Annotated in this window: 7 protein-coding genes; 1 reads left to right on the top strand and 6 read right to left on the bottom strand. The window is 47.0% G+C overall.

Features of this window, described 5'->3' with window-relative positions; all coding sequences use genetic code 11:
* Position 1: 1 nt before the first annotated feature.
* On the bottom strand, positions 2-760 hold the full coding sequence (locus DSZ37_RS03560; RefSeq protein ID WP_109725588.1) for an ABC transporter ATP-binding protein: 759 nt from the start codon (positions 758-760) through the stop codon (positions 2-4).
* Between the two features lie 13 nt (positions 761-773).
* Positions 774-3,191 (bottom strand): ABC transporter permease, encoded by a 2,418-nt coding sequence (locus tag DSZ37_RS03555; RefSeq protein ID WP_109725587.1) that lies wholly within the window; start codon positions 3,189-3,191, stop codon positions 774-776.
* Between the two features lie 220 nt (positions 3,192-3,411).
* Between DSZ37_RS03555 and DSZ37_RS03550 the strand changes: the two genes are divergently transcribed.
* The gene (locus DSZ37_RS03550) at positions 3,412-4,656 is read left to right on the top strand and encodes a hypothetical protein (protein WP_109725586.1); all 1,245 of its coding nucleotides are present in this window, start codon (positions 3,412-3,414) and stop codon (positions 4,654-4,656) included.
* A 45-nt stretch (positions 4,657-4,701) separates the two neighbouring features.
* Here DSZ37_RS03550 and DSZ37_RS03545 read toward each other — a convergent pair whose 3' ends face one another.
* From DSZ37_RS03545 to DSZ37_RS17580, 4 genes are read right to left on the bottom strand one after another with little or no spacing between them, the layout of a single operon-like run.
* On the bottom strand, positions 4,702-11,454 hold the full coding sequence (locus DSZ37_RS03545) for a hypothetical protein (RefSeq protein WP_109725585.1): 6,753 nt from the start codon (positions 11,452-11,454) through the stop codon (positions 4,702-4,704).
* Positions 11,455-11,505: 51 nt separating this feature from the next.
* Positions 11,506-11,856: a hypothetical protein gene (locus DSZ37_RS03540; protein ID WP_109725584.1), complete on the bottom strand. Its 351-nt coding sequence runs from the start codon at positions 11,854-11,856 to the stop codon at positions 11,506-11,508.
* 5 nt (positions 11,857-11,861) lie between these two features.
* Entirely contained in the window at positions 11,862-13,733 is a 1,872-nt protein-coding gene (locus DSZ37_RS03535; protein WP_109725583.1) for a serine/threonine protein kinase, read from the bottom strand.
* Entirely contained in the window at positions 13,708-13,884 is a 177-nt protein-coding gene (locus DSZ37_RS17580) for a hypothetical protein (protein ID WP_164169949.1), read from the bottom strand. Before DSZ37_RS17580 ends, DSZ37_RS03535 begins: the two co-directional genes overlap by 26 nt.

The following is a 13,884-nucleotide window of genomic DNA, read 5'->3' as shown; positions in this document are numbered from 1 at the left end:
CTTACCAGCCGCGCTCCATTAGCCAGCTGCTCAGCTTTCTCTCCCTTGCGGAGAGCTCCCCGTCCTCAGCAAGTCTGCCAAGCTCTATCTCGCCTTGTATATCGCCGTCCATGAGGTATATGACCTTGTCGCTCATGGCTGCCACCCTGACGCTGTGAGTTACCATCATTATACCTGTGCCGCTGCGGTTAGCCTTGATGAGCTCCTTCATTACGTCTGCGGCAGCCTTTGAGTTGAGAGCTCCCGTAGGCTCATCGGCGAATATGACCTTTGGCTCGTTTATAAGCGCCCTGCAAAGGCAGGCACGCTGGAGCTGTCCTCCCGAGACCTCGTTGATATTGTGCTCGGCGATGTCGATGATATCGAGACTCCGCATGAGCTCCTCGGCACGCTTGTTGGCGTCCTTGCGGGGAACTCCTGCCTGATAGGCTGGAAGCACGATGTTATCGAAGATGCAGAGCTTCTTCATCATGTACATCTGCTGGAATATAAAGCCCATTTCGGTAAGTCTCAGCTTTGAAAGCTCCTTTTTTCCGAGGGTGCTGATGTCCCTGCCTGCGAACTCCACCTTGCCCGAGGTCATTCTGTCCATACCGCTGACAGTGTAGAGAAGTGTGGATTTGCCGCTTCCGCTGGGTCCCATGATGGAGACAAATTCTCCGTCCTCCAGCTGAAAGCTTATGTTTCTCAGCACGTTGTTGCTGAGCTTCTTGATAATGTATGTCTTGCAAAGCTCCTTAACGGATAAAACTGTACTCATTTTATGCTCTCCCTTATTCTTCGGATATTTTCCATATATCGATGTGGCGTACTCCCCCTGCGGTGAGCCATGTGGTCAGCAGGACTGTACCTGCCACCAGCAGCGGTACTGCTATAAAGCTTACGGGAAACTCGGGAATGAACTTCATGCCCGTTGCATCCCACTGTTTGAAATAGCCTCCGTAAAGTGCCGAACCGCCTGTCCAGTTGATGACCTCACCGATGACTATGCCTATGACCAGAAGCATGGCAATCCTGAAAATATAGCCCAGCTTTACAGTGGAGCCGCGGAAGCCCATGCTCTTCATGAGAGCGGTCTCGGAAGCCTCCTCGGTTATGAATATGTTCACATAGAGGTAGGTTATCAGCACCAGTACAAGTATGACAACTACGGTCATGACCTTTTCAAGCAGTGCGAACAGCCTGTCGAAATCCTCCATGGCGCTCCTTGCTGCCTCCTTTGGAGTCAGTATGGTGTCCTTGCCGAATACTCCGCGGAGCTGTTCTATTACAGCAGGCTTATCCTCCTCGGGAGCGTCTATCACAAAGCCTGTAATGTTATATCCCATCTTATAGCCGCTGTCATACTCCTTACCCATGATAAGAGAGGGCACACCGTCCTCCATGGTATCGAACAGTCCTGTTATGACTATCTCTTTCTCGTTTTCAACGCTGCCTGTATTGTCCTCGTTGTTCTCATAAATGGTGACCTTCAGCACATCGCCCTCGCTGATACCCATGTTTTTTGCGGTATATGCGCTCATTGCCGCTTCATTTGCAAGCACGGGAGCTTTTCCGCCCTCATGGTATTCAAATTTCTCAGCCTGATCATTGCCCCAGAACATATCAAAGTTCTTGATGATGCCGTTGCGCTCAAGATCAGCAGAGCCTGCATGCATATACTCGATACGGGCAGGGATTCCTGCTTTCTCAATTCTTTTATTGACGACATCGCAGAAGTAGACACCTGTCCTCTGCGCTTCCTTGTTTATCTCGTTTCTTGTGTCACTGTTGTAATCGATATCGAAATCAAGGGTATGATACATCCAGTTCTTCATATACTCCGCAGAGATACAGCTGTGGCGGACGTTGAATACCACAAGGATTATGGCAGCTCCGAGAGCATAGGCAATTATGAGGAAAAGATACCTCTTGAGCCTTCCCAGCACATCTGTAATACCGAGGAAAAATGGTATCTTCATGTGCTTTCTCCTGTGCAGGAACATGGGGAAGCCCTTGGTGAAGCGCTCTCCGCGGTTCTCACCGTGAATTGCGTCTATTACCGATATCTTGTTTATCCTCCGCATTACCAGCAGCGAGAACAGTATCATTACCGCTATTGTAGCGATTACCGCTGCCACGCCGATAAGTATCATAAACCAGCGGGGCGGAAGTATGCAGTCGGGTCCGAACATATTGATGAATATGCCCGATAGCGGCAGACCTGCGATGATACCTATGACTCCTCCCACCACTGCAAAGGCAATATACTTCGCAGCAAACAGCCAGCGGAAGCTGAGAGAGTCGACTCCCAGAGCCTTCATCATGCCTATTTCCTTCTCCTCGTTTTTCATCTCCGCAACCATGGTGAAGCGTATGGTCATGAAGATTATAAGTATAAGAAATACACAAGCCACCATTGCAAATATGGAGATGACCTCCATCATGGAATCTTCATTTGTGGGACCTATATTGTTGGATATGGTGAAATATCCTGCGTCCAGCTCACTGTTGTCAAGCTCCCTGTAAAGGGCGTCCTGTGCGGTAAAGGTGTTTTCCTTCAGCTTTATGCAGTAAACAGTATCACATCTTACTGCGTCCGCTGAAAGGACCTCATAATCCGCATCGGAAACTATGTATCTTTCCATGTAGCTCATGCTGTTGTCCTTGAAGAAGTTGCTTATCTCCAGCTCATAGACATTGCCCGTAACGGTGGTAAGTTTCACCTTGTCGCCCACTTTTACGCCTGTCTTGTCCCTTACGGTCACGGATACTGCCACATGGCCGTTTTCAACATAGAAGGGCTGGTCATCAAGTCCGTAGACATAGTCGCCCTCCAGCGGGATAGTGGTGAGGAACTGGACGCGGTTCTGAAGATTGCCCTCATTCTCGTCATAGCCCGGGAAGTCCATGCTGGTGTAGCCCACCCGGTTCATCCTTGCTGTGTGCCAGCTGCTTACCCATGGGCTCTTATCAAGAACAGGCTCTATCTTCTTGTATCCGTCATTCTCTGTGGAGTATTGCTTGTATACTCCCAATATGATATTGGAAGGTCTGCACACCTCCTCGGTGGTCCTGTCCTTTGACAGGGTGGAGTATATCTGTACAGAGCCCACAAATACAAGCACAGAGGCTATGACTATGAAGATGAATATGATGATGTTAAGTCCCTTTTTGTATTTAAGGTCGTTTTTCAGCATCTTGAAGAACATATCTTTTCCCTCCGATGTTTGTTTCGCTGATATTATAATATCACACTGAAGTTTAAAAAGTCTTTAAAAATATCACTTTTTCAATTTTATCATACATTCTCTATGTTATCAAGACGTAAGAAAAGTGAAAAATTTACGAAAATCGCAATAAGTGTGATGACAAGTAAGCTTTTTTGTGATATAATAGCATAGACAAGTAAAATTTTATGGAGGTAATACCATGAAAAAATATCTGGCTTTACTTTGTACAGCTGCCCTTCTCTGCGGCTGTTCAAACAACGGCAAAAGCTCCTCAACAGCAGGCAATACATCTGCCGATCAGGGAACCAATGCCGCAGTACAGGAAACCACAGCCTATGATCCGTACTTTGATATATCCTATGAACACCCCATCACAGGCACAGACACCGATATGTCAGAGGTAGCGAACGTAGACTGGAGCCTTATCTACCGCGATGCCATCGAAGACTTCAAAAAGAGCGACAAATTCGATGAAACTGCACGTTTTACCGTCTACGATATTAATGAGGACAGGATACCCGAGCTCATAATTTCATACGGCACGGAAGATGATACGACCTACCTTATAAAGAGCCTCAGCGACCAGAACGTCTATACAGAATTTGAACCCATAAGCGACGGCGGTCAGATGTACTTCAGCATGAACCGCAACCTGCTGGCTATATTCTTCTTTAACTATGAGACAAATTCCCAGATAGTTCAGCTCTACCGTCTGAAGAATTCCAAGCTGGCTAATGTATACACCTTCGAGATCACCGATAATGTATACAAAATGAACGGTCAGGAATGTACCGAGGAGGAATACAACGACGAGTATACCCTGCTCCTCAGCGGTGTTATCAAGGACATGGGAACCGACTTTGGCTTTGATGACGACTCTATCGACGCAGCTCTCGGCAATAAGGCTTCTATGGAGGAGGGCTATGCTGCTGTCCTTTCAGACTATCTCAGCCAGATGCAGTATAACCAGAATATGAAGAGCACCTACTCCCTCATGGATGTAAACGGTGATGAAGTGCCCGAGCTCTTTGTATCGGTGGGCATTGCATTTGCTCCAAGCGTTTCGGTTTATTCATGGAACGGCTGTGTTGTTCCTGTCGGCTCCTTCGGAAGTGACGGAACTATAGGTTATTTCCCCGAGAGCGGCGAGCTCTGGGGCGAGTATCACGCTCCCAGCTATACCGCAGGCAGCTTCTACAAGTTCAATGATGTATTCCAGTTCGAGGAGATCTTCAATTACGGTGATACCGAGGTAAGCGATAACGAAGAAAAGATATATAACATCAACGCCGAAGCAACTTCCAAGGACGAATACCACAAAATGCTGGACGATCATACCAAGGGTGATGTTTATCAGCTCGGCGCTGACAATGATGTCAATGCCGAAAACATAAAGCTCCTCATTGAAGGAAAATATACCGCTCCTTCAGTCAAAGCAAGCTGAAAAAACTCATAAAAGGCACCTGCCATACGGCAGGTGCCTTTTTTATCAGTAGAGTCTCTTTTTTCTTATCTTGGATATGATGAACGCTGCAAGTCCGCCGAGAGCTGCTGCTGAACCAAGGATGACCCACAGCCAGAAGTAACCTATATAGAGGTTATCTATCTCCTGGATACTGTAAACGTTTCCTGCTTCGTCCTCAAGCTTAACGCCGACTCTGTGCCAGCCCTTTTCAAGCTTGAATGAAAGGCTTCTGTCCTCGGGAGAATAGTCAAAGTCTATCTCCTTGCCGTTGTCATATACCTTACAATTGCTCATATCAAGCTGTTCGTTGATGTTGCTTACGGTAATGGTCCTCGGCTTGTTTCCTGCGAACCACTTCCACGACTTCAGTGACTTGGGAAGATCGCACTCAGGCTCGATATTATCGATGTGGAGCCTTCCGAGGTCAATTCTTGCGTCGTCGTTCTTTACCGACAGATAAAGCTCTGTATCGGTATCATCACCGAAATTGCTCTTGAAGTAATCCGAACCAAGCGTAAATCTTGAGATGTTTACTCCGTAGAGACTGGGGTCTGTGTCTGATACCAGACCTGTGATCTTCTCATCGCCGTTGTAGTCTCTCAGAACTACATTTACGTCAGAATTCTTCTCTGAGAATACCACGATCTCGATATCGCTGAAGTTATCGGGACGCTTGCTTATAGGCTCTCCGTTCTCATACTGGAATGAGTACCAGCCTGTCTTCTTTGCCTGACTGCTGTTGGGGATATATGCCAGAACATCATTATCCATCAGTCTCATGTAGGTGTTGGAGTTGAGATAGCTCTCATTTCCTGCCTTATCGACTGCAATGAGCTCAAGTGCATATACGCCGTCCTTGTCAAACTCGGGAAGTGCGAACTTTGTGCTCGCAAGTGTTCCTGTCTCGTCCTTGTCCTCGGGGAGGAACATATTCTGCGGTCTTATGACTGCAAGCTCCTTGCCGTTCTTGTACTGAGGAGCGTAAACTGTCAGGACGTATTTCAGATGGTCGAAATTGGCATCTGCAAACTCAACAGTAGGTATTGCCTCGTCCTTGCGCGAAGAATTGTAGACATCAAGGAACTTTTCAGCGTTCGACTTATCAACACGCTTGCCGTTCTTTTCCGTTACCTGAGGCTTTGTCGTATCCAGCTCAAAAATTGCCGTACTTGCAGAAGCTGCACTGTTGCCCGAAGGATCGGAGGGTGCTACCTCTATCTTGTATACGCCGTCCTTTTTCAGCTGTGCCGAAAGGGTATGTGTGTCATTGTCAGACTTCCAGTCAGCACGGGAAATAACCGAATTGGTAACATCTGTAAAGCCTGTGTTGTCGTGCTCTGAGCCGGGGTCCTTCTGCCAGATCTTCAGACCCGATCTCTCGGGATCGAAGTTGTGCTCAACCACGGTGATCTCAATGTTCTTTGCACTGTTGAGATAATTGCCTGTCTTATCGTTGGCGAAATCGCCAAAGTTATTGGTAACCACAGGTGCTGTGCTGTCCATGTAGAACTTTCCGAACTTTGAGCGGTCCATATTTACCTTTGCGCTGTGACCTGCCCTGTCTGTACCTCTGATGTCGAAGGTAAAGTCGCCCTCGTCAAATACGAGATGAGCAGTATGCTCAGTATCCGATACCTTTGTGAAGTATACCTGCGGGACCTTGGTACCGAAAGTATTGTTCAGTGTCGTATTGATAAGCTCGGCATCGAAGTTTCTCTCTGTGATCTTAATGTCGATCTCGGGCTTGTGATCTGCGCTGTAATAATGTGTACCGTCAATGCCCTCGTTGATATCAACGTCTATAACAGGGTCTGTCAGGTCAACTGTGAACTTATCGCTCACTGCGTCCTCGGAGTGATTGCCCGAGTTATCGCCTGCACTTGCGGTAATGGTGATACCGTTATCATCACTGTCAAATCTGAAGGTCTTCTGTACCTCCGTTACGAGGTTGCGGTCTCTGCCGACTATCCTCCAGCCGCCTTCGATCTCATCGGCTCCTTCGAGGTCATAATCTCTCAGATCAATGCTTTCGCCGTCATTCTGACGCTTTTCGGAATTGATGTAGCAGTCGATCTTTCTTATACCCGACTGTGTATCCTTAATGGTAACAGTTACCTCTTTCTCTGACGAATAGAGCTTGTTGCCCTCCTCATCGGAGTATCTTGTGTTATTTACGCCGTTTATCTCAACTGTGGGAGCGGCATTATCGGTAACATAAGCGTGAGTGGTCATATCTCCCGAGTGATGACCAACATTGTCGTATACCTCTGCAAATATCTGTCCCTTAAAGCCGTCGGGTATCCGGATCCACGCATAGCCTGTTTTTCCGTTGAACTCTGTTTCTTCCTCAGTGTCCTCGGCAGCCTTTCTTTCCTCCTCGAGGAGAGCTTCCATAAGCTTATACTCCTCGCTGTCCTCGGAAAACTCATCCGCTGCGTAATGAGGATAGCAAACATTCATTTCAGCCTTATCGCCAACAGGTTCACCGTTTTCGTAAGGAAGCAGCTTGTAATCTACTCTGTTGAGACCTGATGTGGGCGCTTCGTCCTTTATCCTGAATATTGCCCAGAACTTGTTTGCAAAGAAATATGTGTATAAAGGAGCATCACCGTCTGTGAGCCAGCTGCTGGTCTCATTCTCTTTGTCCGATGACGACGGTGAGAATATGAACTTCTCTATCTGAGGATCAACATCGTCAAGATGATATTCAAACCTTACGGGCTCTTTGACCTCGTTGCCGGAGTTGTCCTTAGCCTTGATATCTAAATAATAGTATCCGTCGATCGGCTGTTTTTCAAGCTCCTTGTGAAGCACCTCGGTGTCAAAGCCAAACCACACAGCATCTGTCTCAGCCCTGTCGGTGAGCTTTTCCTTCCTGTCCTCTGGAATGGTGACATACTTGCGCGGATCGATGGGAGTGCCGTTGAGGCTCATTTCTATGGTATCAATACCTGACTGAGCGTCCACGATCTTTACGGAGAAGTGCTTGTTCTCGGAATACCATATACCGTCCTCGGGAAGAGTATCACTGCCGTAATTGCCGATATGATAAGGATAAGCTATATCGTTCTCCTTGAGCTCAGTCTCCTCTTCGCCGGCTATCAGCTCGGTCTCATTCTCAAGACCTGCATCTGTCAGCTCAGACTCCTCAGTGCCCTCATTTTCCTCGGGCACCTCGCTTATTCTGTCAGACTCGGGGATGCCTATGCTGATAACAGGATCATTATGCTCAACTACAACGCAGTTTTTGCTGTCCATTCCGTCGCTGCTTATCTTGAATTCTTTCTCAAGATTTGTCTTTCCGCAGTTATCAACAACGCTTATCCTGATATCGTTGTAGAATGCCTGACCGCCCAAAGGCATCATATATGTGTATGTATATGTTCCTTGCGTGCGATTGCAGAGAGACATTTTTTCCTGTGTAGCCACGCCGTTCTCATCAACGTAATCAATATATACGCTGTCGAGACCGCTGTCGAAATGAGGCTCATTGATGATAGCCTTTAAGACTACGGCATTATTTGCAAAAGCACCGAATGTGAAGAAATTCAGCTTTTCTTCTACGATATCGGGCACCTTCTCTACCTGTATCTTGGTCAGAGACGGGTTCTGGGTATCAACATATATAGTATCGTTTTTCAGCGGATGTTCCTCATCCTGCGCTGAAAGGGAAATGGGATGACGTGCATTGTCGTGACCCGTAAGCTCCAGCTTGTACTGCTGCTTGTTGTCAAAGGGTATCTTTACTCTTTTACTGTAAAGCTCAGCGGTAAGTATGCCTGTTTTATCATCATATTCATAATCCACATCAACATTGTTTACTTTGAGGCTGAGATCAGCTTTGCCTGCATATATTCCGTCAAGCTTTATCTTTACGGAGACATTATCCTTTTTGTCCGCCCATATCTTATTGTCTATGGGCATGGAGATGCCTGCGATAGGCTCGGAGTAAGCTTTTACCTTTCCTTTATATACTCCGACCTTATACATAACATATGTCAGGTTTTTATCGGGGGCATATCTGTTTCCGATAATATTATTCGCATTATCGGTAACGACAAAATTGTATGAGTATTTGCCGTCGTCAAGAGCCGCATCGAGTGCCTCGGCAGGCTTTTTGGCGCCGCTCTTCAGCAGTGCGACACTGAGCTCGCTGCTGTGGCCGTCCTTGCTGATATCAAGGAAATCCTCACAAACCACCTCATGCGTTTCATCGTTGATCTTCTGAACGTAAACGGTCTTCAAGCCGCTGCTGCTGTCATTTACGCTGAGCTTAAAAGAAGTATCGTTCTCGTTGAGCCATACTCTGCCCTCATCATCGGGAGCATACTGCTCCTGCCCGGTGCCTGTTTTATGAGCTTTGCCGTTTTCGTAGAATGTAACATCGGTATCCGGAACAGTGGTATCATATATAACGCTGTTCTTTATCATACCCGTAACAGCATTATTGATATGTATAAGGGTCTGGTTTCCGACGCTGTCATCTACTTTCATATCCAGATTCGATAGCTTTGAGATATCCTCTACATCAAAAATGAGAACAGCAAGACCTTCCCTGCGGTCCTTCTCGTCTATTTTTTTAATTTGCTCAGGATCATCGAGACAGTTTATTATTCCCTCTGTGAGAGGCCACCTCATATCATCGGGAAGCACCTCTTTGCCGTCTACGACTGTGATCTTACTGAGATATTTCTCCATATCCTTCACAGAAGCAAGAGGATATATCTTAGCGTTGACCGTTTTGCTGCTCTCTTCAAATGAGGCGTTTTTGATGCCTGCAACGTAGGTCTGAGCGGTCTTGTCCTTCATGAAAACAGCAAGCTTTCTCGGTTTGTTGGTGAAGTTACCGAGGTCGTTCATCTCTATTTCCGCAGGAGCATAGTGTTCATCAAGAAATCTCGCATAGACCACCTCGGCAGGTTCTGTATCCCATTTGGACACTACCTTCTGAACATATTTCTCATTCAGGTTTCCTGCATTGTCAGTAACGAATATTTCAAGATAGAATTCCTCTCTATTCTTCAGCTCATCTGTCAGTTTAGTGGAAAAACTGAACTTCAGATTTTCTTTTCCGCCGCTGTTACCTGTACCTGTTGCCTCGTGAGGTTCTGTTTCAGCCGATTCAAAATCCCACTTGTAACGGACACTCTTTATGCCGCTGTCCAGATCGTTGACTGAAAGCCTGCAATCCATACGGCCATTGACATTATCGAATGTTACGGCAACACCGTTATCCTTCTCGGTTCCCGATGCGATGATAGGCTTTCTCTTATCGACGATAAGACTGTTGTGAGTCCCGTTTTTATCACGATCGGTGGAGAGCTCCTTGGTAAGGCTCTCTGATCGGGTATTATCATCGTTGGACAGTTCAAGCCTGAAGTTTTTATACACATCAGCATCGCCTGCTACCGTCTCGGGAAGAACGAATTCTGCGTAATAGTATTTATTATCCTCGTACTCAACTGAAACAATGCCGTTATCGCTATTCTGAACAGGTGCTGTAACAACTGTTGCAGCTGCGGATGCAGAAGGTGTGCTGCCCGAGGCAGTCGTGGCAGTTGCAGAAGCTGAACTGCCGGAAGCAGTCGTCGTTGTTGTGGCCGCAGAAGCAGTCGTTGTAGTGGTGATCATAGACAGTATATCAACGTCGTTCTCATTAAGCTGACTGTGACGGACCGTCAGATCATTGTCGTTGTTTTTCTTGACCTTGAGTATGATATCCTTCAGCTCTGTATCATCCTCGCGCTCAAGCAGCACCTTGATAACAGGTCTGCCATTTGTGGTGACAGCCTTTCCGTTGTCAACGACTTCAGCATCGCCTGCTCCGACCCAGAGATTTCTTACGGTCGTATTTGCATAGATCACATAATTATACTTACAGTGATATACAGTTTCATGGTTTTTTTGTCTGACATAGTAATCTGCACTGTTGTCTTCTGCATTCAGTTCAAGAGTGATGGATTCACCGAACTTCTCATCATATTTCGTTGATATCTCATAGCCGTCGGGAGCCTTTATGGTACGAGTTGTTACTCCTCTCAGCGACTCGGTACCCTTGGGCAGCTTATCGAGCACGCTTTGTTCAAGCTCTCCGCTTACGACCTTAAATGTATACTCCTGATCGAACTGCGCTGTGTAATCACCGTGGGTAGTACGCAGCCCCTCAAATTCGTATTCTCCTTCATCAGGTTTGTTATTGGCAGTTTTCACCTTGCAGAAATACTTAACATTCTCGTCGATATCAGCTTTTTCATTAACAGCTTCACATTCTATCTCACTGCCGATGGATTTACCAAGCTTGATACTAAGCTGTGTCGGTCTGACATCAACGATATGTGTAGTCCTTTCGACGATACACTGTGTACCCACTGCATTTTTGAACTCAAACAGGCCTGCGTCACTGCCTGTTGCTGTAAGAGTTTTTATTTTTGCAACTGTATTGTTATGTGAGTCCTTTGAGTAATCAAACTCAAATGCAAGCTCTACATCCTTGCCGTCTAACTCTGATATCTCATATCTGAGGTCCTTATAACTGTAATCGCCGTTGTGCTCAACAGCTACAAGCCTGATATTGTTACCTTCTTCGGACATATCTATCTCAGTCACTTCTTCAGGAGTTTCTTCCTCACTCGGCTCTTCTGTGTTGTCTTCTGTATCATTTGCTGCTTCCTCAGCCGTCGTTTTACTGCTCTCACCGTTTTCGGCAAAAGCTGTATACGGAATGGCATTGGTCGACAGCATAGCCACCAGTATTATTGAAAGAAGCTTCTTTTTCACTTTAAACACTCCAATCTCTTATAAATGGATCATCTTTCCCCTGTAAAGGCATCAGCCTTTTCGTTTTTCATTTACAATGTCCTTGAGAGCATTGTAAAAGCTGCTCTTTGTCCTGCTGCGCTTATACTTGTAAAAATAAAGGATAAGTCCTATAACAAGCGCGATCAGGGCAAGTGCCAGCGCTGCCGCCATGGGAACTGTCAGCCATGGCGAATCGTATTTTAGGTCAAGCCTGCTCTCCAGCGCGGAATACTTTCCCACAGCCTTCAGTATGCCAAAGAGCACCGCTGCTGCAATAACTAATCCCAGCAGTACCTTTGCGAAGGAGGTAAGAACATACTGGACCAGCAGATGCTTTTCCAGAAAGCGGCTTATAACGCCTGAATTTCTTCTTCTGCTCATGGTCATCAGCCTCCTATCTCAGCGAGATGCTGCTGTATCTCGGATCTTTCGATGCCCTTATAATCGGCAAGCATACGGATAGTCTCATCGTTGTCCAGAACGTTTCTCAGCTTTATAACTGCGTTGCTGAACCTGCTGTCGTCCTTGTAGCGGTCGAGCAGCTCATATGCTTCGATATAATCAGTCCTGCCTACCTCGGTATTGTAGATAGCCTTGGCAATGCGGTAGCCGTCGCTCTCAGTCTCAGGCTCCAATGTCATTATCTCGGAGCTTATCTCCCTGAAGTTCTTCTGATTGCCGTGCATCATCATCTCGTCGATATGCTCGCCGAGATGCTCGCGGCTGTTCATTTTCTTCAGGAGCTTTACCAGCAGTGCGGCTTCCTTATCGTCTATGTCGCCGTCCTGATAGGTGAACTCCGATATCATATTGTAGGTACTCTCCTGTTTGCTGCCCGGGGCAGTCTTCATGAGGTCCGTGGAGATAGTGTCCAGCTTATAGAATCGGGTAACGTTATACCCCGACATAAGGCTGTCCCACTTGTCCATGGCAACTCCATAGCCCACCAGTCGGTAAAGGAATATCATCAGCAGAAAGGCTGTGGCCACAGCCATTGTAACGCCGAACATTCCGAAGGCGTTCCTGACCTTGATATTCTCTGCTCGGACAATAGTCGGGGCGGAATTTCTTGCGTCCTCTATGTCCTTTTTCAGCTCGGAGTAGGAGTGGTAGAACTCCCTGTTGTCCTCCTCAAGATAGTGGGTCGTCCTCGCCTTTGTGCAGGTGCGGATGATATTCTCCAGCTTCTTGTGGTAGTGTATCGATGTAAGGCTCAGGTCTCTGTCGCAGTATGCCTCATCGCTGAGGAAGTTCGCCTTGTAGAAGTCGTGGCTTTCCCCGGAGAACCATTTGTTGCCCGTAACCAGCTCGAAGATGTTAAGGCACTCCCAGAATGTGGCGCCAAACGAGAAGATATCGCTTTCAATGGACATCTTTCCCTTTTCCAGCGGCTGTCTGAACGGGAACTCCGAACCGTCAGCGGCTTCCGTATAGCATTCGGGAGCAGCATATCCGAGGGTCCCGTACTGGAACATCCTTTCCACGGTCTCCTTGCCGCTGTAATTTGCAGGAGCCATTTTGACTCTTGCGAACCTGTCTGCCTTAGTGATGCGCTTTGCGCGTCCGAAGTCGATGAGCACCAGCTCTCTGCCGTACTTTGTTACCATGACGTTCTCGGGTTTTATGTCGAGATGAAGGATATTCTTCTTTTCCGTCACGAATTCAAGTATCTCACAGAGGTTTATCATGAACTGTATTATCTCGCCCTGATACTTTATGATATTTGCATAGTTCTTATAGCTCAGGTCGATACGCTGACGCTCCTCCTCGGGATAGTCGTGGTAGTTGATAACTCTGCTGAGTCCGTTTTCGAGCTGCTGCGCCTTGCGGAGCTTCCAGCTCTCCTCGCGGCAGTACTCCTCAAGAGACCATCCGTCGATGTACTCCTCCACCACACAGAAATATCCGTCTCTGTTGATGACCTTGCTTGCAATGTGCTCGCAGGGCATACTGAAGTCCCCGAGGTCCTCGATAACGTCGAAGATTCGGACGATGGAACGGCATTCCTGAAGGTCGTCAAAGATGGTGAGCTCTTCCTCCTTGAACTTCTTCAGCCTGTCGATGACCTCACTCCCCGACTGAACATATCGGGGCTTGAATTTCAGTACGCAGGAGAACTGGAGACCACCCTCATTGGCGGTCTTCAGTCCCTTGTAAACGATACTCTCTGTACCAATGGCGATAAAGCCGTCCTTGTTGAGACCATGAGAGGTATCAACTGTGAATTTGAAATCAGTTCCTCTTATCTCTCGGCTCATTCTTCACCATTTCCTTGCTTCCGTCCTCGGAAAAAATAAGATTGAAAATTGTTTCAGGCGACTTCTCGGGGAGCTCCGTAAGACTGCTTATCATTACCTTTTTCTTCTCAATGCTGTCGGTATTTATCTCGCCGACGCTTGGTCTTCCCAT

Origin of the sequence: Ruminococcus flavefaciens, from assembly GCF_900116855.1 — a bacterium.
Classification (GTDB): domain Bacteria; phylum Bacillota; class Clostridia; order Oscillospirales; family Ruminococcaceae; genus Ruminococcus; species Ruminococcus flavefaciens_R.
Note: the sequence above shows the minus strand (reverse complement) of the source record. Positions and strands in the feature narration are given on the sequence as shown.